Here is a 26463-nt window from a genome sequence, read left to right on the forward strand (position 1 = left end):
GCGTCCCTGAGGATGAACCGTCTGCTTCGGGGCGAGATTTTAACTGGACCGCGTGCAAAAGTGCAAGTGTTGTTTTTACGTTGAATGATTTCCTATACAATCGGTCGCGGATCGGCCCGCCGATCGACCGCTTTTCGACCAATACATGCGACCGGGAGCCCCGCCGTTGAACACCACGCAGCCGAATTCCCCCGACCTTGGCCGACGCAATGCGGTGCTCGCCAACCTGGCCCTGCTGGCCGCCTATGTGATCGCCGGCCGCCTCGGCCTGCTATTGGCGCTGCCGCCCGGCTACGCCTCCCCGATCTTCCTTCCCGCCGGGATCGCCCTGGCCGCCTGCGCCGTCGGCGGCATGCGGCTGCTGCCGGCAGTGGCGCTCGGCTCGCTGTGCGTCAACCTCGTGCCGTCCTGGCAGGGCTTCAACGGCATCACCACGGCGGCCTTGCTTGGCGCCTTGTCGACCTCGGCCGGTGCCGCGCTGCAAGCCTGGGTGGGCGCCGGCCTGTTCCGCCGCCACATCGATCCGGCCATCGGCTCGGGGCGCGACGTGGTGCGCTTCATCCTGCTGGCCGCCGGCGTCACCGTGATTGCCTGCACCGTCTCGCTGTCGGGCATGCTGCTGGCCGGCGTGCTGCGCTGGGACGGCCTGGTGGGCGACTGGCTGGCCTGGTGGATGGGCGACACCATCGGCGTGCTGCTGGGCGCGCCGCTGACGTGGATCGCCATCGGCCGCCCGCGCGCGCTGTGGGAGCGCCGCCGCATGCTGGTGGGCCTGCCGCTGGTGCTGTCGGCGGCCGCCTTCATCGCCATCTACGTGCAGGCCGACAAATGGGAAAGCAACCAGCAGCTGCAAACCTTCCGCCTCAAGGCGCAGCAGACCGGCGACCTGCTGCAAGCGCAGTTTAGCGAACACGAGCGCTTCATCTACGCCATGGCCAAGGCGCTCAACGATCCCAGCCGCACCCTGGGCGCGGACGACTTCAGCAACCTGGCGCACGGCTATCTCGACCAGCGCCCCGAGCTGCTGTCGATGGCCTGGCTGATGCCGGTGGCCGGCGCCGACCGCGCCGCCTTCGAGTCGTGGGCGCGCCAGCACGTGGCGCCGTCGTTCGAAATCCGCGAGCGCTCGCTGAGCGGCGCCCTGCGCGGCGCGGCCCAGCGCCCGCGCTACTTCCCGGTCACCTTCGTCGAACCGGCCGAGGGACGCGACTACGTCGGCCTCGACTTCCTGTCCGAGGACCAGCGCCGCGCCGCGCTGGAACGGGCGATCCAGTCGGGCCAGCCGACGGCGACGGCGCCGCTGCAGTTCGCGCGCACCCTGCCCGGCCACGGCGTGCTGCTGCTGCAAACGGTGTATCCCAACAACGCCCAGCACCGGCCGGTCGGCTCGCTGCTGATCGCGCTGCAGTTCGACGCCTACCTCGACCAGGCGCTCAAGCGCTCCGAGTTCGAGCACTTTTTAGTGCGCTTCGAGGACATGGACGACGAGACCCCGGGCCGCACCTTGCGCGACAGCCTGCTGCGCGCGCCGGCGGCGGGCGACTTCCAGCACCAGTTGCACTTCGGCGGCCGCATCTACGAGCTGACCCTGGCGCCGACGCCGGCCTACCTGCAGCAGCAGCGCGGCTGGCAAAGCTGGACCGTGCTGACCTGCGGCCTGCTGCTGACCGGCTTGCTGGGCACCCTGATGCTGCTCATCAGCGGCGAACGGGCGCGCATCCAGGCGCAGGTCAAGGACAGCACGGCGCGCCTGCGAGAGCGCGAGGCGCGGCTGCAGGCGATCTTGAACAAGGCCGCCGACGCCATCCTCACCATCGACGGCGACGGCCTGCTGATGTCGGCCAACGCCGCCGCCGGGCGCCTGTTCGGCTACACGCCCGAGCAGATGACGCGCCTGCGGCTCGAGCGCCTGATCCCGGTCGGGGTCGGCGAGGCCGACGGCCTCGACGCGGCCGGCCTGCTGCGCATGATCGCCTGCGGCGTCACGCACGACTACACGCTGACCGGCTGGCGCAGCGACGGCGGCGAGTTCCCGCTGGCGATCTCGGTGAGCGAGGTCGAGCTGCCCGACGAGCACCTGTTCGTCGCCATCCTGCACGACCTCACCGAGCAGCGCATGGCGCAGGAGCGCATCCACCGCCTGGCCCACCACGACACCCTGACGGGGCTGGACAACCGCCTGTCGCTGAACCTGCGCCTGGAACAGTTGCTGGCGCAGGCGCGGCGCACCCACGGCGCGGCGGCGGTGCTGTTCATCGACCTCGATCACTTCAAGAAGATCAACGACACCCACGGCCACCAGACCGGCGACCTGCTGCTGGTCGCGGTGGCCCAGCGCCTGCGCGAGCTGCTGCGCGAAGTCGACATCATCGCCCGCCTCGGCGGCGACGAATTCATCGTCGTCACCTCCGGCGGCGTCACGCCGGACGCCGTCACCCACATCGCCGTGCGCATCGTCGAATCGCTCACCGAGCCCTACCCGCTCGAGGGCAAGACCATCCACAGCGGCGCCAGCGTGGGCGTGGCGATGTTCCCGTCCGACGGCGAGGACGCCAGCACCCTGATGCGCCACGCCGACACCGCGATGTATGCCGCCAAGAGCCAGGGGCGCGGCAACTTCCAGTTCTTCTCGGCCGAGATGAACGTCGCCACCCACGAGCGGCTGATGCTGGAGAACCGCCTGTGGCAGGCGCTCGAGCAGGAGGAGTTCGAGCTGTATCTGCAGCCGCAGGTGGAGCTGGCCACGCAGCGCATCATCGGCGCCGAGGCGCTGCTGCGCTGGCACCACCCGGAGCTGGGCATGGTGGGGCCGGACCGCTTCATCCCGATCGCCGAGGAGTCGGGCCTGATCCTGCCGCTGGGCGACTGGGTGCTCAGGCGCGCCACCGGCCTGCTGGCGGCGTGGCGCGGCACGCCGCTGGCGCATCTGCGGCTGGCGGTGAACCTGTCGGCGCGCCAGTGCCACGGCGCCGGCCTGCTGCCGCACCTGGACCATCTGCTGGCCAGCCAGGGCATCGATCCGGCGCTGCTGGAACTGGAGATCACCGAGTCGGCGGCGATGCAGGACCCGGAGCGCAGCCGCGCGCTGCTGGTCGAGCTGCGCTCGCGCGGCATCAAGGTGGCGATCGACGATTTCGGCACCGGCTATTCGTCGCTCAGTTATTTGAAGTTGTTCGACATCGACCGCATCAAGATCGACCGCGGCTTCGTCAAGGACATCGAGACCGATCCGGACGACGCGGTGATCGTCGCGGCGACCATCGCGCTGGCCCATTCGCTGGGGTTGGGCGTGGTGGCCGAGGGAGTGGAGACCGAGGCGCAGCGCGACTTCCTGCGCGCCAAACAGTGCGACGAGGCGCAGGGGTATTTGTTCGCGCGGCCGATGCCGGCCGCGCAATTCGAGGCGATGGCGACAAATGAGGACGAGCCGGATGCGGAACCACGGAGGCACGTAGGGCGGATTAGCGCAGCGTAATCCGCCATCCATGCGCCGTCGGTAGCGCGCCATGGCGGATTAAGGCGTTCCGCCTAATCCGGCGTGCGTCCTATGCTCGGATCGCGCTCGATCAGCTCCAGCAACGACGCCACCACCTCCGGATCGAACTGCTTGCCGGCGCGCTCGGTGATGTAGGTCATCACCTCGGTGTGCGGCCACGGTTCCTTGTACGGCCGCTCGTGCAGCAGCGAGTCGAACACGTCGACCACGGCGACGATGCGCGCGGCGACCGGTATCTCGGTGCCCTTGAGCTGGTTCGGATAACCGTTGCCGTCGAAATGCTCGTGGTGGCCGCCGGCGATCGCGGCGCCGTACGTCAGATAACTGACGCCGTCGACCATGCCGGCGGCGCGCTCCAGGATGGCGCGCCCCACCGCCGCGTGGGTTTGCATCTCGACGCGCTCCTCCGGCGTGTGCGGCCCCGGCTTGAGCAGGATGTGGTCCGGCGTGGCCACCTTGCCGACGTCGTGCAGGATGCTCGCCAGCCCGATCATCTCCAGCAGCTGCGGCGTGATCTCGTCGGGATAGGAGCCGCGTTCGGCCAGCCGCGCCGCCAGCGACGACGACAGCTGCTGCACGCGCCGCACATGGCCGCCGGTGCCGCTGTCGCGGAACTCGGCCAGGTCGGCCAGCGCCACCACGGTGGCCTCCTGCGCCTTGCGCAGTTGCCCGAACATGTACAGGTTGTCGAACGCCGCCGCGATGCGCTGGCAGAACACCTCCAGCAGGTCGCGCTGGATCTGCGCCAATGGCCACGGCGGCGTGACCGAGATGGCCACCTCGCGGTTCTCCTGCGTGTGGATGAACAGCACGTTGGCCGGATGATCGAACTGGCTTTTCTTTTCGGCGAAGGCCTTGGCGATGGTCGGCCACAGCGGGTGGCCGGTGGGCATCAGCTCGGACTCGCTCAGTTGCGCGTAGCCGCCGGTGGCCGCCACCACGCTGGTGACGCCGGTGTCGCCCTGCATCAGGCACAGCACGCCGTCGGAGCCGACGTCGAGGATCGCGCTGACCTGATTGAGGACGCCGGAGGCGAATTCGCGCAGCGAGTGGATCTGGTACAGATTGGTGGCGCCGGCCAGTATCTTGCCCAGGCCGATGCGGCTGCGTTCGAGCATGTTGAGGCTCTCGTACGCGCGCAACGCCGAGATCACGGTGGTGAACAGCTTCTGCGTGGTCAGCTCGGTCTTGGCCTTGTAGTCGTTGATGTCGTATTCGATGATGACGCGCTGCTCGGGCGCCTGGCCCGGCTGGCCGGTGCGCAGCACCACGCGCACGATGGCGTTGTGCAGCTCCTCGCGGATGCGGCGCGCCAGTATCAGGCCGGCGTCGTCGGTCTCCATGACCACGTCGAGCAGCACCAGCGCGATGTCGGGCGTGTCGCGCAGGATCTCGAACGCCTCGCGCCCGCTGTAGGCGGAGAACAGTTCGAGTTCGCGGCCCTTGAAGCTGACGTTGCGCAGCGCCAGCCGCGTGACGGCGTGGACGTCGACGTCGTCGTCGACGATCAGCACGCGCCATTGGCGCTGGTCCGGAGCGCCCGCGCCTCCCGGCGGCTGTACTTCCTCATCTTCCTCGATCAGCCAGTCGTCGTCTGAGGCGGTTGAATCTGTCATACACAATCTCCTGGAAGGTCCGGCGTCCGGCCGCGCCGTGTGCCTTAGCTTAGGCTAGCATAATCAGATTCCCCCCCTGTGACAAGCTCCGTGGAAGCGATAGCAACAGCGCGCCGCTTTTTACTAAACAGCATTTTTCGAACGCTCGTCACGGCGCCCCGACTCTGCTACCCTTGTGAGGCGGCCGCCACCGCCGATCAATATTTCAAGGACCACAACAAGGTGCCGGGACGGGCCGAACCAGGACACAAATCGACACACAACCAAGGACCATCGCCATGCAAGAAAACGCATCCGATATCGCCGGCAGGGAGTTCCTCGCCTTCACGCTCGGCTCCGAGGAATACGGCATCGACATCCTCAAGGTGCAGGAGATCCGCGGCTACGAGGCCGTCACCCGCATCGCCAACGCGCCGGAGTTCATCAAGGGCGTCATCAACCTGCGCGGCATCATCATCCCGGTGGTGGACATGCGCATCAAGTTCAACCTGGGCGAGCCGGTGTACGACCAGTTCACCGTCGTCATCATCCTCAACATCAACGGCCGCGTGGTCGGCATGGTGGTCGATTCGGTGTCGGACGTGACAACGTTGACGCCCGAGCAGGTCAAGCCGGCGCCGGAGATGGGCACCGCCTTCAGCTCCGACTACCTGATCGGCCTGGGCACCATCGACGAGCGCATGCTGATCCTGGTGAACATCGACAAACTGATGTCGAGCGAGGAAATGGGATTGATGGAGACGGCGGCGGGCTAGTTGCTCAGCGCCGGCGTGTCCGCCCCGGTGCGGGCGGCGGCGGTGCGGCTGGGCGCCGTGCCGGTGCCGGGACCGGCGCCGGAGCAGCCGCCGCGGCCGGCGCCGGGGTCGAGGTTCTGGTAGCGGATCTCATACTTGCCATTCGATAGTTTGTCGACCATCAGTTTGTCGTGCGCCTGCACGTAGGCGTAGCGCACATTGGCGCGCCGCTCGACATCGTAGACCTTGATGAACACCGCCGAGGCGTTGTTGGCGTTGTCGAGCATCAGCTGGATGTCGTCGCCGCGGTTGCCGATGGTGAAGCCCTCGATATAGCCGGAGTTGGCCGGCCACGGCTCGCCATTGGGCGCGACCAGGGTCTGGCTGTCGTTGTCGCAATCGGGCGTGACGCCGGGCAGCACGATCTGCGACATCGCCACCACCTTGACCGGGGCACCCTTGGGCGCCGGCGAGGTGTCTGCCTCCGGGTAGAACGGCCGCTGCCCGGCCCAGTCGTCGCGCTCGCGGGCGTCGGCCTTGGCCGCGCGCTGCGCCTCCGCCCTGGCGCCGCTGCTCACCTTGCCGCCCAGGGCCGCCTCCAGCAACGCCGATTCGGACGCCATCGTCCCGCCGATCCAGCCCACCACCAGGCAGCCGGCCAGCGCGGTCCACCACTTCCATTTGCGCAGCGGCGCCGGCAACGGTTGGGGGTCGTCGAGCGGCTCGGGATTCCAGCGGTCGGCGTCGTGGCGGTGCTTGTCGCCGCGCCCGTCCTCGTTGCGGGTGCTCTCGAGCCACTCGATCTCCCACTCCTCGGCGGCGATCCACTCGTCGTGCTCGCGGCGGCGCTGGGTGTCGGACAAGGTGTCGTAGGCGCTGTTGAGGATGGCCATGATGCGCGCAGCCTTTTCATCACCCGGATTTTTGTCCGGATGGTATTTCTGGCTGAGGGCCTTGTAGGCGGCACGTATGACTTCCTGAGGCGCCATGCGCGACACTTTCAGGTTGTCATAGTGAGTGTGTATCTTTCCCATTGTTCCAATATGGCGTTAAACCGGCGCTCGATCTTCCATCATAGCCGATCTTCGCCCGCCCATCCCACCGATCAGGCAGCGAATGGCTTTGCTTTTCCGGCCATTGTGCCATTTTGTCTACAAACGGTGACTGCGGTCATGCATTGTGATGGCGTCCGGCAACGTGACGTTCTTTCCTATCACCAAGACCTTGAACAGTTCGCCCATCTCGGCCGGCGACAGCAGTTTTTGCACGGCGCCCGCCCGCGGCAGGTAATTGCGCGTGTCGGACGGGTCCGTGCGCATCAGCAGTTCGCCGATGCCGGCGCCGATCAGGAAGCCGGCCTGGTTCAGATACGCCAGCACGCCGGCGCCGGCGTCCTGCGCCGCCAGCGCCATCGCCGTGAAGTCGACATGGGCGGTGATGTCCTGCAGGCCCGGATAATAGAACGGGTCCGGGTGCGCGTGGTGGCGGTAGTGGCACATCAGCGTGCCCGTGGCGCGCAGGCCCAGATAGTATTCGTGCGCCGGGAAACCGTAATCGAACAGGAAGGCGGCGTTGGCGCCGCCGTCGCGCAGCATGCGCCCCAGCGTCGCCATGAAGCCGCAGGCCACGCCGTGCACCTCGGTGACGTAACCGACCGGCAGGTCGGCGTGGCCGGCGATCTGGCGTTCGATCTGCGCCAGCAGCGCGTCGTCGGCCTGCGCCTCGAGCCAGTCGAAGCGGCCGTCGCGCACCGTCACGCGCAGCTCCTGCCAGCCTTCCGGGTGTTTGGTGACCAGGTGGACCGGCATGGCGTCGAGCACCTCGTTGCCGAAGACGACGCCGTCGAAGGCGTCCGGCAGCGCGTCGAGCCACTCCACCTGCGGGAAATCGCGCAGCCGCTCGCGCTGGCGCGCCCGCAGTTCGCCGGACAGCTCGACGATGAAATAGCGCTCGACGGCGGCGCCGTCGGCGGCCAGCGCGGTCAGGATGTCGAACGCCAGCTTGCCGGTGCCGGCGCCGAATTCGAGGATGCGTGGCGCGCTTTGGGCGATAATAGCGGCTGCGACACGCGCCAGCGCGGCGCCGAACAGCGGCGTCAGTTCCGGCGCGGTTGTAAAATCGCCATCTTTGCCAAGCTTGGCGGAGCCGCCGCTGTAGTAGCCCAGATCGGGCGCGTAAAGGGCCAGCTCCATGAAGCGGGCGAAGGAAATCGCGCCGTCATGGCGTGCGATGTCGGCGGCGATCAGGTTCTGCAGGGCGTGGGACGCGGCCAGCGCGTCGCTAGAAGGTACGGGTAGGGACATACCGGCATTGTAGCGAATCGGCGCCCGTGCGTGATAGTACGTGACGCCCACAACATTTTTTGAACAGCGACTATGACAACAACGCAGCACTCCTCCACCCAAACGCCGGAAGGCGCGCGCGTCGCCCTCGTGACCGGCGCCGGGCGCCGCATCGGCCGCGCCATCGCGCTCGGGCTGGCGCGCGCCGGCTGGGACGTGGCGGTGCACTACCGCGCCTCGGAGGACGAGGCGCGCCAGGTGGCGGCCGACATCGTCGCGCTAGGCCGACGCGCCGTCGCGCTGCAATGCGACCTGTCGGACGAGGCGGCCGTGCGCGAACTGCTGCCGCGCGCCATCGCCGCCCTCGGGCCGGTGCGCTGCGTGGTCAACAACGCCTCGCTGTTCGACTACGACAGCGCCGCCGATTTCACCGCCGCCCGGCTCGACGCCCACATGCGCGCCAACGTCGCCGCGCCCATCCTGCTGTCGCAGGCGCTGCACGCGGCGACGGTCGGCGGCGGCGGCGAGCCGGCCGCCGTCATCAATCTGCTCGATCAAAAACTGTACAATCTCAATCCTGATTTTTTGTCGTACACCCTGTCCAAGGCCGCGCTGCACACCGCCACCACGATGCTGGCGCAGCAGTTGGCGCCGGCGGTGCGGGTGGTCGGCATCGCGCCCGGCATCACGATGGTGTCCGGCGACCAGACCGAAGCCGGTTTCGCCAACGCGCACCGGCAAACCCCGCTGGGCCGTTCCAGCACCCCCGAGGACATCGCCGACAGCGTCGTCTACGCCGCCTCGGCGCGCGCCATGACCGGCACCACCTTGCTGGTCGACGGCGGCCAGCACCTGATGCCATTGCCGCGCGACGTGATGTTCCTCGCCAAATGAATCAATAGAATTTAAATCGAAAGAAGGTAATCCCATGTTGTCCGCCCTGTCCCACCCCAGTCTGACCGACTGCCGCCGCCTGTTCCTGCGCAACTACGAAGTGCTGATCAACATCGGCGTGTACGAATTCGAGAAAAAGGGCGAGCAGCGGCTGCTGATCAACGTCGACCTGTACATCCCGCTGGCGGTGTCGACGCCGACCCACGACCAGTTGGACGAGGTGGTCGATTACGACTTCATCCGCGACACCATCGCCAAGCTGATGGCGCGCGGCCACGTGCAGCTGCAGGAAAGCCTGTGCGACGACATCGTGCGCGCGATGCTGGACCACCCGCGCGTGCGCGCCGCCCGCGTCTCGACGATGAAGCCGGACGTGTACCCGGACTGCGAAGGCGTCGGCGTCGAGGTATTCAAGATCAAGGACAACGTCTGATATGAACGCCCCACTGCATCTCCCGCAAGAACACCACGCCACGGGCGCCGCGCAGGAGCGCGACCCGACAGATTCGCGCCGCTTCGAGCTGCTGCAAAAGAAGCTGCGCACGCAAACCGGCAAGGCGATCGTCGACTTCGACATGATCACCGAGGGCGACCTGGTGATGGTCTGCATGTCCGGCGGCAAGGACAGCTACACGATGCTCGACATCCTGATGCACCTGCGTAAAATCGCGCCGGTCAAGTTCGACCTGATCGCGGTCAACCTCGATCAAAAGCAGCCGGGTTTCCCGGAGCACGTGCTGCCGGAGTATTTCCAGAAGATCGGCGTGCCGTACAAGATCGTCGAGCAGGACACCTACAGCATCGTCACCGAGAAGATCGAGCCGGGCAAGACCACCTGCTCGCTGTGCTCGCGCCTGCGCCGGGGCATCCTGTACCGCACCGCCAAGGAGCTGGGCGCGACCAAGATCGCGCTGGGCCACCACCAGGGCGACATCCTCGAGACCTTCCTGCTCAATATGTTCTACGGCGGGACCATCAAGACCATGCCGGCCAAGCTGACCGCCGACGACGGCGAGAACGTGGTGATCCGCCCGCTGGCCTACTGCCGCGAGCAGGACATCGAAAAATACGCCGGCAAGATGGGCTTCCCCATCATCCCGTGCAACCTGTGCGGCTCGCAGCCGAATTTGCAGCGGCAGGCGATGAAGGAGATGCTGGCGACGTGGCAGCAGAAAAACCCGCTGTGGATCAAGAGCATGTTCACCGCGATGGGCAATATCAAGCCGTCGCACATGATGGACCGCGGGCTGTTCGACTTCAGCAAGAACGAAATGCGCGAAGCCGAAGGCGCCTTCAGCGGCGACATCCTGTTCGACAAGGACGAGAGCATCACGCTTGATGGCGTGAACGGCGCGTTCTCGATCCAGAGCGAAGTGCTCAAGCGCGGACAGTAAAAAACGGCAGCTTGTCATGACTGACAATCCGGATATGCTGTAAGGCGGGTGTGGCACCTGCGAGGTGCAAGCCCAAACCACACCATGCGGGAATGCGCCTTTTTCGCTGGTCTCTTTCGGTCTCTTTTTGTCTCTTTTTTACTCCTGTCTGCTTTAAAACAGACAGGAGACCGAAAGAGACCAAAACCGACCAAAAGAGACAGCCAAAAGAGACCGTTTCCCGCAGGGGCCATTTAGTCCACCGCCCCCTCCCCGCTTAAAACTTCTGCGCCGTGCGCATCACCGGATAGAGATTGAAGCGTTCGTCCCACGACGAATGGCGGCGGGCGAAGAACTCCAGGCGCGCCTCCTGGCTCTTGTTGAACTCCGCGTCGGTGTCGAGCTTTTTGCGGAACTCGGCGCGCAGCGCCGGATCGGCCTCCAACTGCTCGCGCGCGACATCCTCGGCCACATACTCCTCCATGTATTCCTTGCGCTCGAAGGCGTTATTGAACTCGCCCCAGGCCAGCAGCGAATCGGCGCCGCGCGGCTCGAGCATCGTCATCACCAGGCGCGCCTTGGGCTGCGCGATCGGCACGAACAGCGAACCCTTGGCCACGCTGCGGCGCTCGCGGCCCCAGTCGCCTTCCACCGCCAGCGATTGCCGGCCTTCGAACGATTGCGCGCCGAACTTGGTCTTGGTGGCGCGGAAGGTCTCCACCTCCGCCGCCATCTGGTCCGCGCCCAGCACCTTGAACGTGATGCCGTGCTGTTTCAGCTTGGCCGCCACCCTCGGGGCGTCGGCCAGCGGCACCAGATAGCCTCCCAGGGGCGCGGCCACCCGCAGATCGGGCACGATCTCGTCGCGCAACGGCACGGTCCACATCTGCGGCTTGCTTTCGTCATAGTGCGTCATCAGGCCGCCCGACACCTCCGAATGGCCACGCGTGTACTCGTAGCCGGGGAACTGGATGGTCTTTTTGTTGAACGTGGTGCGATAGCTGAGCGGCACCTCGGCGCCCGCCAGCGCCGCCGCCCGCGCGTCCGCCTCGCGCGCTGTCTTCAGCCACTGCTGGCCGTGCGCGCCGACCTGCGACAGCAGCGAGACGATGGTGTTGCGCGTGACACGCACGCGGGTCGGGTAGTCCTTCCACGAGTGCGTCTCGACCAGCATCGCGAAGCGGTTGCGCATCGGGAAATAGCCGGTCGAAAAGCGCGGCGCCGGCATGCTGTCGACAAAGCCGGACGTCGGATCGTCGTTCACCGCGAACGAGATGTAGTACGGCTTGGGGTCCGAGCCCTGCACCTTGAGGTCCGCCATCACGGCCGTTCGCAGCGCCAGGCCGGCCTGCTTGAGATCCTCGTCGCCGCCGTGCACCGGCTCGACCTGGATCGAGACGTCGGGCTGGAACTTGGCACCGTCGGTCACGTGCAGGTCGATGTAGGCCAGCGGGTCCCAGGCGTTCACCAGCGCCAGCATGGACTGCATCTCCGGCGCGTCGGCCTTGACGTAGTCGCGATTGAGATTGTAATTCTGCGCCGTCGTGCGCCAGCCCATTTCCACCGGACCGCGCTGGTTCGGCCGGTTCCATTTGCCGAAGCGCTCATGGCCGTCGACGTTGAACACCGGGACGAACAACAGCACCTGCTTGTCCAGGGCGCCCGGAGCGGCCTTGTTCTCCAGCGCCTCGCGCAGCGCCAGGAAGCCGGCGTCCTTGCCGTCGATCTCCCCGGCGTGGATGCCGCCCTGTACCAGCAGCACCGGCAGGCCGCGCTTTTTCGCCTGCTCGGCGGTCAGCGCGCCGGTGCGCGAGACGGCCAGCGCCAGCATCGGCCGCCCCTCCGGCGTGCGGCCGAATTCGAAGCACCGCACCTGTTTCGGATACGCCTTCTGGAAGCGCGCGCACAGCGCGACCACCTCGTCGTAACGGCCGGTGTTCTGGAAGCCGGACCGTTCGGCGATGGTGCTCAGGGCGGATGACGGGGCGGCGGCCAACGCGGCGCCGGTAGTGGTGGCGGCGGCGGTGGCAAAGGCAAGCAGTATGGCGGAACGAATCATGAACAGGCTTCCAGCGTGGGGTTGATCGACCGGTGCCTGCGCCGGCACCGGATACGCTGGAAATTATAGACGGCTTTGCGCGCTAACGATTGCGGATCGCTATTTCCCTGGCCTGGGGGCGGACCACGGTCATGGCGCCGGAAGCGACGGTGGCGGAGCGCGCGCGGTTCATCGCCGGCTGCGCGGGACAGATGCCGTTGGCGCGGTAGCTCAGCGCCGTCGACAGCAGCCGCTCGGAGGAATCGCCCAGGGCATGACCGAAATCGTCGCCCACCCGGCAGGTCGGCTGGAAGCCGTTGGCGTAGTCGCCGAAGCCCTTGTGGTTGGCGCCCTGCAGCTGGATCGCGAAATAGGTGGTGCCGCAGTTATCCGCCGGCACGAAACCATACGGTTTGCCGCAGGTTTCGCCGCCGATCAGATTGACTTCGACGTCGATGCCGCGCAAGCCGTTGATCACCGATTCGCTGGCCGAGCAGGTACCCGGCGTGGTCAGGATGGTGACGCGCTTGAGCCCCAGATACGGCAGCGCGGTGCCACCGGCCAGTGGCGAGCCCCTAAAGCCGAACGCCTTGTCCAGGAATGGTTGTGGCGGCTGCGGCGGCATCTTGTCGTTGTACTGCAGTCGCTCGAAGGCCTTGCCGCTGGACGCTTCCGGTCCGGCGATCATGTATGCCAGTTCGCTGGCCACGGCCAGGTAGCCGCCGCCGTTGTAGCGCATGTCGAGCACCAGATCGACGATGTCAGCCGACTTCAGGGTGGTGAACGCCTTCGCCAGCTCGCTCTCGGAGAGCTGGTTGTGGTCGTCGAACTGCAGGTAACCGACCTTGCCGGTCGGCGTGTCGATGGTCTTGACGTTTTGGACCGGTGGACTGGTCACCTGTTGCGCCGTCAGGTTGACCAGCAAACCAACGCCGGCGCGCGTGAGCGCCAGTTGGTGGGCCTGGCCGGCAGCGGTCGGGAACAGCCCGGCGTTGATCCGGTTCACGGAGGCGCCACTGTTATCGGTGACGGGCACGCCGTCGACGGACGTCAGGGCATCGCCCCGGCGCACGTCGGCCAGCGCCGCCGGCGATGCCGGTGCGACCGACGCCACGACCCAGTTGGACGCGCTTTCGTTGCTTACCCACGTGAGGCCGTAGCCCACTTCCGAACCGGAGCTGGACAACGCGTCCCACACGGCGGTCGGATAAGTGAAGTGGAAGCGATCCTTCGGCAAGCCGGAGGCGGTGACGGCCGAACTTTTATACACGTCGAAGAAGTCGACCGCGCGCGTGTAATTCTCCAGCCGCAGGTTAGTTGGCAGCTCGCGGTACCACAGATAGGTCTCGTCATAGAAGGACCGTAGCCATTTCAGCTCGTCCATCAGGGATCCGCGCACATCGACGGTGCCCGGGCGCGGATTCTCGCAGCGGTTGGCCAGCACGGTCCACTCGGAAGCGGTGGCCACTGGTGGTACGGCCGGCGCGGCGACGGCGGCGGGTGTGGCGCCGCCACCGCCGCCACCGCAGCCTGAGAGCAGCGCCAGCAAAGATGCGGCGGCTAACAGCGGGGAGTATTTTCTCATGCGCATATTATAGTCGCGCAGGCGATGGGAAATGTCATAGTGACTATCTTTTTTCGCAACTCACGCTTGCAGATCCGGATCGTCCCGGAACAAGGCCGCGATCCACGCCGCGAACACGCCCAGGCGGGGCGAGGCCATGCGGCCCTGCGGATACAGCAACGAGATCGGCATCGGCGTTGGCGGCATCTCGTGCAGCACCTCGACCAGCGCGCCGCTGGCCAGGTGGTGGCGCACCTGGTAGCGCGCCGCCTGGATCAGGCCCATGTCCTGCAGCGCGCAGATGATGTAGGCGTCCGGATCGTTGACCGCGATGGCGCCGCGCACCGGCATCGTCACGACGCTGCCGTCGGCGACGAAATCCCACTCGAACGGGCGGCCGGTGCGGCCGGAGAAATGCGTCACGCCGCGATGCGCGTGCAGATCCTCCAGCGTGCGCGGTACGCCATGCGCGGCCAGGTAGGCCGGCGAGGCGCACGTCAGGAACGCCATGCCGCCGATGCGCCGGCCGATCATCGATGAGTCCTGCAGGTCGCCCACGCGCAGCGAGCAGTCCAGGCCTTCGCGCGTCAAATCCTTCACCTGCTCGCTCAGGGAGACGACCAGATCGATCTCCGGATAATCGCGGCAAAAAGCGCCGATGTGCGGCATGACCAGATTGCGGCCGACGGCGCCGGGCAGCTCCACCCGCAGCCGGCCTTTGGGCCGGGCCGCGCTCTGGCCCCGGAAGGTGCCCTCGGCGTCGTCCACCGCCTGAAGGATGTCGAGGCATTTCTTGAAGTAGTCGGCGCCGTCCGGCGTCAGCGACAGTCGGCGCGTGGTCCGTTGCAGCAGCTGGGTGCCGAGGAAGGCCTCCAGCTTCTTGATCGTCGCCGTCAGCGCGGCGCGCGGCAGGTCCAGCGTCTCTGCCGCCTTCGTGTAGCTATTGGCCTCGACGATGCGCACAAATACCTGCATGGCCTTTAGACGATCCATGATTGTTCATATAAAGTGAAAAGTATAAGGGCATTATGCCCTAATTATCTTTAGGTCCGTTTTGCCTACACTAGGCTCATCGAAATTCCATTTCTGGAGCCATCATGAACAAAACCTCTGAAACCGACATCAGCCCCGGCATGGTGCTGCTGTTGGCGGCCGCGACGGGCCTGATCGTCGCCAACCTGTATTACGCGCAAACGCTGGTCGGCCCGATCAGCGCGGCCACCGGCCTGTCGGCGCAGGCGGCGGGACTGATCGTCACGTTGACGCAGATCGGCTACACCATCGGCCTGCTGTTCGTCGTGCCGCTGGGCGACCTGCTGGAAAACCGCCGCCTGATCGTCGGCGGCCTGCTGTTCACATCGGCCATGCTGGTGCTGGCCGCGTTCAGCACCAGCGCGTGGATGTTTTTAACGGCGGCGCTGGGCATCGGCCTGGGCTCGGTGGCGGCGCAGATCATCGTGCCGTTCGCCGCGCACCTGTCGAAGGAATCGACGCGCGGCCACACGGTGGGCAAGGTGGTCAGCGGCCTGCTGCTGGGGATCATGCTGGCGCGCCCGGTCGCCAGCCTGGTGGCCGACGCCAGCAACTGGCACGTGGTCTTCGGCGGCGCCGCGCTGATCGTGCTGGCGGTGGCGCTGGTGCTGCGCGCCAAACTGCCGCAGCGCGTGCCGGCGTCGAACATCACCTATCCGGCGCTGATGGCGTCGCTGTGGCACCTGTTCCTGCGCACGCCGCTGCTGCGCCGCCGCGCCGCGTACCACGCCGGCCTGTTTGGATCGTTCAGTTTATTCTGGACCGTCACGCCGCTGATGCTGGCCGGTCCGCTGTTCCACCTGTCGCAGACGGGCATCGCCATCTTCGCGCTGGTCGGCATGGCCGGCGCGGTGGCCTCGCCGATCGCCGGGCGCCTGGCCGACGCGGGCCACACCCTGATGGCGACCGCCGCCGCGCTGGCGCTGGGGGTGGTCGGCTTCGCGCTGCCGATGATCGCGCCGGAATCGCGCAACGTCGGCCTGGCGATACTGGTGGTCGCATCGATCGTCCTCGATATGGGCGTGGCGGCCAACCTGGTGCTCGGCCAGCGCGCCATCTTTACGTTGGGCGCGGAGGTGCGCAGCCGTTTGAACGGGGTGTATTTCGCGCTGTTCTTCGCCGGTGGCGCGCTCGGTTCGGCGCTGGGCGGCTGGATGTTCGCCACGCACGGCTGGCACGCGGCGCTGCTGACCGGCATGGCCTTCCCGGCCCTGGCCCTGGCGTATTGGGTGACGGAGTATGCGGGGCATGGCGCCGCGCGGCGCGAGGTGGCCTGAATGGGGACCGGGGCGGCGCGTGGCGGATTACGCTGCGCTAATCCGCCCTACGTGTCTGCGCGGTGACGCATATGACAGTCGCCTGCTTTCACCGAGAAGGTCGCGGACACGATAGGCACGTAGGGCGGATTAGGCGGAACGCCGTAATCCGCCACTGCGTTAGGAACCGAAATGGTAATTCAGCTCCACCCATCCTTGACGTCCGACCGGGCTGTAATTCCCGACCGGATAATACGGCCACCCGCCGCTGGTATCGCTCTTGACCTTGTTGAACAGGTTATTGACCGCCACCGAGATCGTGGTGCTCGGATTCAAACGATACACCACGCTGGCGTTGACCAGCGTGGTCGGCGTGAGATACGCCTCACCCGCGCCGTTGGGCACCTTGCTGTAGCGCTGCAGGAACAGCGTGTTCGACCACTTCTCCAGATTCCACGTCACGCTGGCATTGAGTTTGTCGCGCCAATCGGGATTGGTCAAATCATGCAGGTCGTCGTTCAACGGATCGCCTGAGAACTGGCGCGACTTCTTGTCCAACGTCTTGGAGTAATTCAGCTTCGAGACGAACAGGCCCCAGCCCGTGGTGCGCAACACATGCTTGACGCTGACATCGATGCCGTTCACGCTGGTGGACGCGGCGTTGATCGGATTGACCGTGATCCGGCGGATCTCGCCCGGCTTGTTGAGCGCGGTGAGCGGATTGCGTTCGATACGGGCGATGACGTCGGCGCACGTCGGCGACGTCAGGTCGCCGGCCATGCGGCAATCCGACTCGTCGCGCAGCAGCTTGTCGGCGCTCAGGTTGGTCACCAGATCGTCGATCTTGATGTTCCAGTAGTCGAGCGACACGTCGAAGTCGGCGCTCGGCGACCACACCAGGCCGAGGCCCGTCGAACGGCCCCGCTCCGCGCGCAGATCCTTGCTGCCGTTCTGCACGTAGTCCGATCCCGGCGAGACGTTGGCGAACTCGCAATCGGCCACCGGCTGGCCGGCCTGCGCGCAGCGGTAGTAGTCGGTGGTGGACGAATAGTAGCCGGTGCCGCGCGCCTTGAAGATATAGTTCATGTCCGGCGCCCGGAAGCTGGTGGCGTAGTTACCGCGCACCAGCACCTGCTTGACGGGACGCCATTCCAGGCCGCCGTTGTAGGTGGCCTTGCCGTCGTCGCGGCCGGCGTAGCTGTAATGGTCGTAGCGGCCGGCCAGGGTGGCCGACAACTGCGGCAGCAGCGGCACGTTCGCTTCCACGCCCAGCGCGTAGCGTTTGCGGGTGCCGGCGGTGACGTCGGCAGGTGGCGCCAGGTTGAAGTAGCCCTGGTTGATGCGGTCATCGGGCCGGTTCGAGAAACCCTGCTTGCCCACCTCCGCCACCGTCGCCAGTCTGACCGGGCCGGCCGGCAGCGCGAACACCTCGCCGTTGGCGGACACGCTGAGGGTATTGGTCCACGACTTGTCATCGCTGTGGGTGAAGCCGGTGATGCTGTCGAATTCGGCCGGCGTCAAACGGCGCGTCAGGCGCGACTGGTCGGGCGCGAAGATCGCCACGCCGTCGGCGTCGACGCCCAACTGCGGGCCGAGGAAGAAGCTGTCGATATTGGCCAGCGCGCGCGGCGCCTTGGCCTGGCTCTTGTAGAGCGACGCCGTGTAGGCCGCTTCGTACTGCCAACTGCCGGCCAGTTGCCCCTTGGCGCCGAACGACAGCGAACTGGCCTGGTCGTCCCAGGTGCGGTTGTAGCGATCGACGCCACCCATCTCCTCCGGCGAGATGTATTTGTTCCACGCCTCGTAGTTGCCGGTGTTCTGGTTGACGAAATAAGCGTCGGTGAGCGAGCGCGAAGTCCACGACGGGCCGCGCGTGTTGTTCGAGCTGCGATTCTGGCCATACAGCGCCTCGATGAACAAGGTGGTGGACGGCGAGAGCTCGTAGTTGGCGCTGCCGAACACATTCTGGCTGCTGTTCTTGGTCTGCGTGGTCCAGTAGGTCGGACCGACATTCGGGCTGGCGCAATAGCTGCCGGTCCTGGCGGTGTACTTGACGGCGCTGCCGTTGAAGACGTCGCCCAGGCCGGCGCAGGCGTCGCCCAGATCGACATAGCGTCCGCTGCTGACGTTGCGGCGGCCCAGGATGGACGTCGGCGCCACGCCGGTGCGGGTGCTCATGAAATCGCGGTCGCGGCTCCACAACGGATCGCGCTCCAGCAGTTCGATGCTGAACAGGGTATTGAGTTTGTCGAAGGCGTGGCCGCCGGTGAACTGCAGGCGCTTGTCGCCGCCGCCGCCGCGCGAGGTGCCACCGGCTTTCAGGTTGATATCGTAGCCGTCGGCCTGTTTTTTCAGGATGATGTTGACCACCCCTGCGATCGCGTCCGAGCCGTAGACGGCGGAGGCGCCGCCGCTGAGGATTTCGATGCGGTCGACGACGCTCGACGGGATGTTGGCCAGGTTGGTGAAATTGACCGTGCCTTCATAAGCGATCGGGAAGTCGGCCATGCGGCGGCCGTTGAGCAGCACCAGCGTGTGGTTCGGCCCCAGGCCGCGCAGGCTGATGGCGTTGGCCGACGGCGTGAAGGTGTTGCCGTAGTCGGCGCCCTGCGTGAAGCCGCTGTTCTGCGCCTGGTTGCTCAAGGCGTCGAAGACGTTGCGATAGCCTTGCTTGGTGATGTCGTCGCCGGTGATGACGGTGACGGAAGACGGGCCTTCGAGCGTGGCGCGCGGAATGCGCGAACCGGTGACGACGACTGCGGGCGGGCTCAGGGTCTCCGAGTCCGCCACCTGCGCGCTGGAGGAGCCGGCAGCGCCGCACAGCAGCGCGATAGCGCCTGCCGCCAGCGGGTTCAATTTAAATTTTGTTTGCACTGAAGTGATCCGGTAAAAGATGGGGATGCCATCTTATCAACCACCGAATCGGGAATGAACGAACGAATCCGCACAAGCTTATGCGTTATTTTGGTGCATGAAACGGAACTGCCACGCGACTGCTCTACAATTGCCCTTCGCGCACCTCACCGGGGACCTTCATGACCACATCCGCCAGCGCCGGCCCCAAATGGGGCATGGCCATCGATCTGGAACGCTGCATCGGCTGCCACGCCTGTTCGGTCGCCTGCAAAGTCGAAAACTCCGTCTCGCTCGGCCACTTCCGCACCAAGGTGTACTACTACGATTTCGCCGCGCTCAATCCGTACAACCAGCAGCCTACGACCAAACGCGCCTTCCTGCCGACGCTGTGCATGCAGTGCGAGGACGCGCCCTGCCTGGACGCCTGTCCCACCGACGCCATCGCGCGCGGCGCCGACGGCATCGTGCGCATCGACGATGCGGTCTGCGACCGTAGCCGCGACTGCATCAAGGCGTGCCCGTATGGCGCCATCCACATCGACCCGGTCGCCGAAGTGGCCGATAAATGCGATTTCTGTTCGCACCGGCTGGCCGCCGACATGGACCCGGCCTGCGTGGAGGTCTGTCCCGCCGAGGTCTTCGCGTTCGGCGATTTGAACGACCCGGCCAGCAAGGTCAGTCTGTTCCACGCAAAGCATAGGAAGCAGACGTCGCCCCTCAAGCCGGAGGAAAAAACCCGCCCGTTGGTGGAGTACCGGGGCCTGGGCGGCGTTGTGCCGCGCGCGATGGAGCGCAAGATCCCCAAAGGCCGCAGCCACGACCCGTTCTCGTACGAGGTCGAGACCTGGGACCAGCTCAAGTCCGAGTTCCCACCGGCCGCACCGCGCGCCAACAAACCACGGGGAGGCTGACATGGACCGTCGTGGATTCATCAAAAGCGGCATCGGCTCGATGGCCACCCTGGGTTTGGGCGAAACCATCCTGCTCACGCCCAACGCCGCCGGCGCCATGAACTACCGGCCGGTCGCCGATGGCGGCCAGCGCAAGGTCAAGAACGATTATCGCAGCGCCAAGCGCATCACCAGCGTATGCCTGAACTGCTCGACGGTGTGCGGCATCGAAGCCTTCGTCCAGGACGACAAGGTGATCAAAATTCGCGGCAATCCGCTCGACCCGAACATGGGCAGCTACATGACCTGCGCCAAGGGCCAGTCGGGACCGACGATCAACGACTACCCGGAACGGCTGTTGTATCCGCTAAAACGGGTGGGTGCGCGCGGCGAAGGCAAATGGCAGCGCATCAGCTGGGAGCAGGCCTATGCCGAAGTGGCCGAGCGCATCAAGGCCAGCATCGCCAGCGGCCATCCGGAGCGGGTCGCGCTGCACCAGGGCCGCTCGCGCATCGACGCCGAAATCAACCGCTTCCTGGGCGCGATCGGCACGCCGGTGCAACTGAACCACCGGGCCCTGTGCTCATCCAACAAGCGCGCCGCCAATTACGTTTCGCTCGGCGAAACCGACTGGGAATCGATCGACGCCGAACGCTGCAAATACTTCCTCAACTTCGGCGCCAATTTCTACGAGGCGCACCAGGGCGGCCTGCACCTGGTCAGCCGCGTGGTCAAGGCGCGCTTCGACCACGGCGCCAAACTGGTCACCTTCGATGTGCGCCTGTCCAACACGGCCGGGCGCAGCGACGAGTGGCACCAGCCCTTCCCCGGGACCGAGGGCGCAGTCGCGCTGGCGATGGCGCACGTGATCATCCGCGAAAACGAAATCGATCACGACTTCGTGGCCAAATTCGTCCAGCCCGGGCTTGAGACGATGCGGGCCTGGCTGGCCACCTGCACGCCGGCGTGGGCGGCCGAGCTGTCCGGCATCGCCGCGCGCGACATCGAGCGCCTGGCGCTGGAGTTCGCGCGCCGGCGGCCCGCCGTCGCCGCCTTCACCAACCGTGGCACCGGCGCCCACTACAACGGCTTCAATGCCGAACGCGCGGTGGTGATGCTCAACGCGCTGGTCGGCTCGATCGCCAAGCCGGGCGGTTACTGCTACGGGCTCGATGAAAAGCTATCGGCCGCGCGCTATCCGCAGCCGCAGCCGGTGCCGCCAGCGCCGAAGATCCGCACCGACCTGGAAGATCCGCCGGAATGGCCGCTGGCGAACCGCTGGCAGAAGATGAAGGTCGGCCAGATCGTTTACGACTACCTGCGCCAGGGCCGCGCAAAGCTGGACGTCTACATTAGCTATACACTGGGCTCGCCGATGACCTGGCCCGAGGGCCGCAGCACTACCGTCGAAGTGCTGCTGGACGAGAAGCTGATCCCGTTCCACGCCTGCTCGGACGTGGTGTATTCGGAGATGGCGCACTATGCGGACCTGATCCTGCCCGACGCCACCTATCTGGAGCGCTGGGGCATGGACATCCGCAACAACCTGGAGCTGACCCATTACGTCGCGCTGCGCCAGCCGCTGACGCCACCGCCGGGCGAGGCGCGCAGCTTCGCCGACGTGCTGTTCGAGATCGGCCGCCGGCTCGGCCCCGAACAGGCGAAGTACTTCCAGTTCGGCGGGCACGAGGACTTCGTGCGCGCGCAGTGCGCCAAGCTGCCGACGACGGGTCCGGACGGCCGGCAATTCAAGGACGGCTTCGAATATATGAAGCACTACGGCGTGTTTGTCGACCGTTCGCAACCCAAGCCTTACCAGGTCTACCAGAAGCCGTTGAGCGACAAGCAGCTGGACGGCAGCCGCACCGACGCCGGCACCGGCGTGATCTACCGGCCCAACGACAAAGGCAAGGAGGTCGCCGTGGGCGTGCGGATCGGCGACGCCGCGGTGCGGGGCTTCACCACGCCGTCGCGCAAGTTCGAGGTGCACGCGCCGGAGATCACGCAAGTGGCCAAGACGCTGGGCATCGTTGATGACGGCCTGCCGACGTTCGCGCAGATTCCGTCCCACCGCAATCTGCGGGCGGACCGCTTCATCCTGACCACGTTCAAGTGGAATGTGCACACACAAGCGCGCACCGCCTCGCAAAAGTACCTGACGGAGATCGTGCATGACAATCCGATGTGGATCAACGCCGGGGTGGCCAAGAAGATGGGCCTTAAGAGCGGCGATCTGGTGGAACTGACCACCTACAGGCCAAGTTCAGGGCCTGCCGACAAGGCCGAGCAGCAGGCCTATCGCGGCACCGGCGAGAAGATCGGGTCGGCGCGGATGCGGGTGTTCGTCACGCGCGGCATCCACCCGCGCGTGGTGGCGGTGTCCAATTCGGTCGGCTGGATCAGCGGCGGGCGGGCCAGCGAGGGGCGCAGCGGACGCCGGGTCGAGGTGGCCGCGCGCGGCATCGCGCCCGACGCGGCCAAGGGCTTCGGGCCGGCGCCGGCGCTGGACGATCTGAATGCGGGGGTTTGGTGGGACGAGAGGAACGGCGGCAAGGGCAACGGCGTCAACATCAACGCGCTGCTGCCGATCAACCCGCAGCCGCTGGTGGGCATGCAAGCCTGGTTCGATACCGTATGCTCGCTGCGTAAGGTGTAGGGCGGATTAGGCGGAACGCCGTAATCGGCCATGCATGCGCCGTTTGTGACGCATGCATTGGCCGATTACGCTTCGCTAATCCGCCCTACGTGTTTGAGAAGTGACTCACATTGTGAGTTAGGCGGCGTGCGTATGGTTATCAACCGGCACCGGCGCGACCGGCTTGCCGAAAGCGGCCAACAACGTCGCCTCCTTCTGCTTGGCCGACTTCAGGTGCCGCTCCTTCACGTGGCCGTAACCGCGAATATCCTCGGGGATGCTGGCGATGGCCACCGCCTGCGCCAGGTTCTCCGCCGTCAGCTTAGGCAGCAGCGAGGCCACCGTCTGGCGATACTCGCCGATCAACGCGCGCTCCATCTTGCGCTCGGCCGTGTAGCCGAAGACATCCAGCGCCGTGCCGCGCAAGCCTTTGAATTTGGCCAGCACGCCGAACGCCTTCATCATCCACGGGCCGAATTCCTGCTTGATCAACCGCCCCTGCGCGTCATGCTTGGCCAACAGCGGCGGCGCCAGGTGGAACTTGAGCTTGATGTCGCCCTCGAACATGCCGGCGATCTTCTGCTGGAACGCGCCGTCGGTGTACAGGCGCGCGACTTCATACTCGTCCTTGTACGCCATCAGCTTGTAGTAGTAGCGCGCCACGGCCTCACTCAAACGGGTCGACTTGCCCAGCTTCACTTCCTCGGCGCGCACCTGCTCGACAAACGCCTTGTACTGCTGCGCATAATCGGCGTTCTGGTAAGCGGTCAGCAGCTCGACGCGGCGGTTGACGATGTCGTCCAGGGTCTGGGTACGTTTGAACTCGATCACCTTCGCCGGCGTGGTCAACTTGGTGACCGAACCCAGATCATGCGCGGCCGTGCGGCCCCAATGGAAGGCGGCCTTGTTGAAGTTGACCGAGATCGCGTTCAACTCGATCGCCTTGATAATGGACGCTTCGCTCAGCGGCACATGGCCCTTCTGGAACGCATAGCCCAGCATGAACATGTTGGTGGCGATCGAATCGCCCATCAACGCGGTGGCGATCTGGCCGGCGTCGACGAAATCCACCAAGTCGTTACCGCAAGCGCGCACGATCTCGCCGCGCGAGCCGGCGTCCGGGAACTGCCAGTCCGGATTCTTGACAAAGGCGGCGGTGGACGAACCGGTCGAGTTGATCATCGCGTGCGTGCGGCCCTCACCCATGCGCGACAGGGCGTCGCGGCTGGCGGTGACGATCAAGTCGCAGCCGATCACCAGATCGGCGCTGCCGGTGCCGACGCGGGTCGAGTGCAAATCGGCCTGGTTGTCGGCCAGGCGCACATGCGACATCACCGGACCGCCCTTTTGCGCCAGTCCGCTCATGTCCAGCACGATGGCGCCCTTGCCTTCGACGTGCGCCGCCACCGCCAGGATCTGGCCGACGGTCACCACGCCGGTGCCGCCGATACCGGTGATCAGGATGCCGTACGGCGTGTCCGTCGACGGCAGCGACGGCATCGGCAACACAGCGGCAGGAGAGTCGCCGGTGGCCGCCTTCTTCGGCTTCTTCAGCGCCCCGCCTTCGACCGTCACGAAACTCGGACAGAAGCCGGTGGTGCAAGAGAAGTCCTTGTTGCACGACGACTGGTTGATCTGGCGCTTGCGCCCCAGCTCCGTCTCCAGCGGCTCCACCGACAGGCAGTTCGACTGCACCGAGCAGTCGCCGCAGCCTTCGCAGACGGCTTCGTTGATGACGGCGCGCTTGGCCGGATCGGGATATTCGTTGCGCTTCCGGCGGCGGCGCTTCTCGGACGCGCAGGTCTGGTCGTAGATCATCGCCGACACGCCCGGCTTGTCGCGCAGTTCGCGCTGCACGTCCATCAATTCGCTGCGGTGGCGCACGGTGACGCCTTCCGCCCATTTGTAATCGGACGGGTATTTTTCCGGTTCGTCGGTGACGACGATGATCGGCGTCACGCCTTCGGCCGCGATCTGGCGCGAGATCATGCCCGGGTCGAGCGGACCGTCGAAGGCCTGGCCGCCGGTCATGGCCACGGCGTCGTTGAACAGGATCTTGTAGGTGATATTGACCTTGGCCGCCACCGCCGCGCGGATCGCCAGTATCCCGGAGTGGAAGTAGGTGCCGTCGCCCAGGTTGGTGAAGACGTGCTTCTCGTTGGTGAACGGCGCCTGGCCGACCCAGGTCACGCCCTCCGCGCCCATGTGGGTGAAGGTCGACGTTTCGCGGTCCATCCACAGCACCATGTAATGGCAGCCGATGCCGGCCAGCGCGCGCGAGCCTTCCGGCACCTTGGTCGACGAATTGTGCGGGCAACCGGAGCAGAAGTACGGCGTGCGGTCGGTGTCCGGATTGGCCTTGGTCGGCAGCGTCTTCAACGCCAGCTCCTTCGCCTCAAGGAAGGCGACGCGCTGCTTGACGCGCTCCGCGACAGGATGGCCGTCGCAGTAGTGGGCGATGCGCGAGGCGATGGCGCGCGCGATCTGCGCCGGGTTCAATTCATAGGTTGCCGGCAGCAGCCAGTCGCCGTGCCCCGTCTTGCCCTTGTTGCTCCATTCGCCGGTGTCGTCGAACTTGCCGACCACGCGCGGACGCTGGCCGTCCGGCAGGTTGTACAGCTCCTCCTTGAGCGCGTACTCGAGGATCTGGCGCTTCTCTTCCACCACCAGGATCTCGTCGAGGCCCTTGGCGAATTCGTGCACGCCGTCCGCCTCCAACGGCCAGGTCATGCCGATCTTGTACAGGCGGATGCCGATGTCTGCGGCGGCCTGCTCGTCGATGCCCAGGTCGGCCAGCGCCTGGCGCGTGTCCAGGTACGATTTGCCGGCGGTGATGATGCCGATCTTCGGCTTCGGGCTGTCCCAGATGATCTTGTTGAGCTTATTGGCGCGCGCATAGGCCAGCGCGGCGTACCACTTGTAGCTGTTCATCCGCACTTCCATATCGAGCACGGTGTCGGGCCAGCGGATATTGAGGCCGCCGGCCGGTAGTTCGAAGTCGGTCGGTAGCTGGATCTGCACGCGGTCCGGGTCGAAGTCCACCACGGCGCCGGACTCGATGATGTCGGTCACGCACTTCATCGACACCCACAGGCCGGTGTAGCGGCTCATGGCCCAGGCATGCAGGCCGTAGTCGATGTACTCCTGCACCGACGACGGATACAGCACCGGGATGCCGCAGGCGTTGAGGATGTGGTCCGACTGGTGGGCGGTGGACGAGGATTTGGCCGCGTGGTCGTCGCCGGCCAGTACCAGCACGCCGCCGTGCTTCGCGGAGCCGGCGTTGTTGGCGTGTTTGAAGACATCGCCGCAGCGGTCGACGCCGGGGCCTTTGCCGTACCACATCGAGAAGACGCCGTCGTACTTGGCGTCCTTGAAAAGGTTGGTCTGCTGCGTGCCCCACACCGCCGTGGCGGCCAGGTCCTCGTTCATCCCGGGGTGGAACTTGACGTGATGGGCGTCGAGGTACTTCTTGGCCTTCATCGCCGTCATGTCGACGCTGGTGACCGGCGAGCCGCGATAGCCGGTGATGTAGCCGGCGGTGTTGAGGCCCGCCTTGAGGTCGCGTTCGCGCTGCATCATCGGCAGGCGGATCAGCGCCTGGGTGCCGGTCATGAAGGCGCGGCCGCGCTCCAGCGTCCATTTATCGTCCAGCGAAATGTCGTCCGAGTGGGTGCCCGGGTCCAGCAGCGTACCCTTGTGAGGTGCGTTCATTGATGTCTCCAATATTCTCTGAAATACTGAACGCGGCATGACCGGATAGGCCCCTGCCGCGCGATTGCCGGTGCTCCGTTCTA

General features: G+C 66.0%; 16 protein-coding genes. 8 read left to right on the forward strand and 8 right to left on the reverse strand.

What is annotated here, in order from left to right; all coding sequences use genetic code 11:
* Nucleotides 1–145: 145 nt before the first annotated feature.
* Nucleotides 146–3475 carry a bifunctional diguanylate cyclase/phosphodiesterase gene (locus AC07P1_RS05665; RefSeq protein WP_494694877.1) on the forward strand — a complete coding sequence of 1110 codons (3330 nt, stop codon included), beginning with the start codon at nt 146–148 and terminating at the stop codon, nt 3473–3475.
* Between the two features lie 53 nt (nt 3476–3528).
* Here AC07P1_RS05665 and AC07P1_RS05670 read toward each other — a convergent pair whose 3' ends face one another.
* Entirely contained in the window at nt 3529–5112 is a 1584-nt protein-coding gene (locus tag AC07P1_RS05670; protein WP_494694878.1) for a DUF3369 domain-containing protein, read from the reverse strand.
* A gap of 278 nt (nt 5113–5390) precedes the next feature.
* Here AC07P1_RS05670 and AC07P1_RS05675 point away from each other — a divergent pair, with 278 nt between their 5' ends.
* The gene (locus AC07P1_RS05675) at nt 5391–5867 is read left to right on the forward strand and encodes a chemotaxis protein CheW (RefSeq protein ID WP_363500857.1); all 477 of its coding nucleotides are present in this window, start codon (nt 5391–5393) and stop codon (nt 5865–5867) included.
* Here the strand turns inward: AC07P1_RS05675 and AC07P1_RS05680 are convergent.
* Nucleotides 5864–6835 carry a J domain-containing protein gene (locus AC07P1_RS05680; protein WP_494694879.1) on the reverse strand — a complete coding sequence of 324 codons (972 nt, stop codon included), beginning with the start codon at nt 6833–6835 and terminating at the stop codon, nt 5864–5866. The two genes, AC07P1_RS05675 and AC07P1_RS05680, sit on opposite strands and share 4 nt — an antisense overlap.
* Nucleotides 6836–6997: 162 nt before the next feature.
* Nucleotides 6998–8149, reverse strand: a complete 1152-nt coding sequence (locus AC07P1_RS05685) for a class I SAM-dependent methyltransferase (protein WP_494694880.1) — start codon at nt 8147–8149, stop codon at nt 6998–7000.
* Between the two features lie 72 nt (nt 8150–8221).
* Between AC07P1_RS05685 and AC07P1_RS05690 the strand changes: the two genes are divergently transcribed.
* From AC07P1_RS05690 to ttcA, 3 genes are read left to right on the forward strand one after another with little or no spacing between them, the layout of a single operon-like run.
* The gene (locus AC07P1_RS05690; protein WP_494694881.1) at nt 8222–9022 is read left to right on the forward strand and encodes an SDR family oxidoreductase; all 801 of its coding nucleotides are present in this window, start codon (nt 8222–8224) and stop codon (nt 9020–9022) included.
* 34 nt (nt 9023–9056) lie between these two features.
* Nucleotides 9057–9455, forward strand: coding sequence for a dihydroneopterin aldolase (locus AC07P1_RS05695; RefSeq protein ID WP_090325667.1), 399 nt, complete (start codon nt 9057–9059; stop codon nt 9453–9455).
* Between the two features lies 1 nt (nt 9456).
* Nucleotides 9457–10416 carry a tRNA 2-thiocytidine(32) synthetase TtcA gene (gene ttcA, locus AC07P1_RS05700; RefSeq protein ID WP_494694882.1) on the forward strand — a complete coding sequence of 320 codons (960 nt, stop codon included), beginning with the start codon at nt 9457–9459 and terminating at the stop codon, nt 10414–10416.
* Nucleotides 10417–10672: 256 nt separating this feature from the next.
* Here ttcA and AC07P1_RS05705 read toward each other — a convergent pair whose 3' ends face one another.
* The 3 genes from AC07P1_RS05705 to AC07P1_RS05715 form a co-directional block, all read right to left on the reverse strand.
* Nucleotides 10673–12454, reverse strand: coding sequence for a M14 family metallopeptidase (locus AC07P1_RS05705; protein ID WP_494694883.1), 1782 nt, complete (start codon nt 12452–12454; stop codon nt 10673–10675).
* 82 nt (nt 12455–12536) lie between these two features.
* Complete coding sequence (locus tag AC07P1_RS05710) at nt 12537–14018, reverse strand: S41 family peptidase (RefSeq protein ID WP_494694884.1); 1482 nt, start codon at nt 14016–14018, stop codon at nt 12537–12539.
* A 60-nt stretch (nt 14019–14078) separates the two neighbouring features.
* Nucleotides 14079–14990, reverse strand: a complete 912-nt coding sequence (locus tag AC07P1_RS05715; RefSeq protein ID WP_494694885.1) for a LysR family transcriptional regulator — start codon at nt 14988–14990, stop codon at nt 14079–14081.
* A gap of 104 nt (nt 14991–15094) precedes the next feature.
* Between AC07P1_RS05715 and AC07P1_RS05720 the strand changes: the two genes are divergently transcribed.
* Nucleotides 15095–16306, forward strand: a complete 1212-nt coding sequence (locus AC07P1_RS05720; protein ID WP_494694886.1) for an MFS transporter — start codon at nt 15095–15097, stop codon at nt 16304–16306.
* A 159-nt stretch (nt 16307–16465) separates the two neighbouring features.
* Here AC07P1_RS05720 and AC07P1_RS05725 read toward each other — a convergent pair whose 3' ends face one another.
* Nucleotides 16466–19159 carry a TonB-dependent receptor plug domain-containing protein gene (locus tag AC07P1_RS05725; protein ID WP_494694887.1) on the reverse strand — a complete coding sequence of 898 codons (2694 nt, stop codon included), beginning with the start codon at nt 19157–19159 and terminating at the stop codon, nt 16466–16468.
* Between the two features lie 161 nt (nt 19160–19320).
* Between AC07P1_RS05725 and AC07P1_RS05730 the strand changes: the two genes are divergently transcribed.
* Entirely contained in the window at nt 19321–20052 is a 732-nt protein-coding gene (locus AC07P1_RS05730) for a 4Fe-4S dicluster domain-containing protein (protein WP_494694888.1), read from the forward strand.
* 1 nt (nt 20053) lies between these two features.
* A complete protein-coding gene (locus tag AC07P1_RS05735) occupies nt 20054–22687 on the forward strand; it encodes a molybdopterin-containing oxidoreductase family protein (RefSeq protein ID WP_494694889.1) in 2634 nt (877 codons plus the stop codon).
* A gap of 117 nt (nt 22688–22804) precedes the next feature.
* On the opposite strand, the gene AC07P1_RS05740 is transcribed toward AC07P1_RS05735, so the two are convergent.
* The gene (locus AC07P1_RS05740; RefSeq protein ID WP_494694890.1) at nt 22805–26380 is read right to left on the reverse strand and encodes an indolepyruvate ferredoxin oxidoreductase family protein; all 3576 of its coding nucleotides are present in this window, start codon (nt 26378–26380) and stop codon (nt 22805–22807) included.
* Between the last annotated feature and the right edge of the window lie 83 nt (nt 26381–26463).

Source organism: Duganella sp. GW821-FHT07F09 (assembly GCF_059418705.1).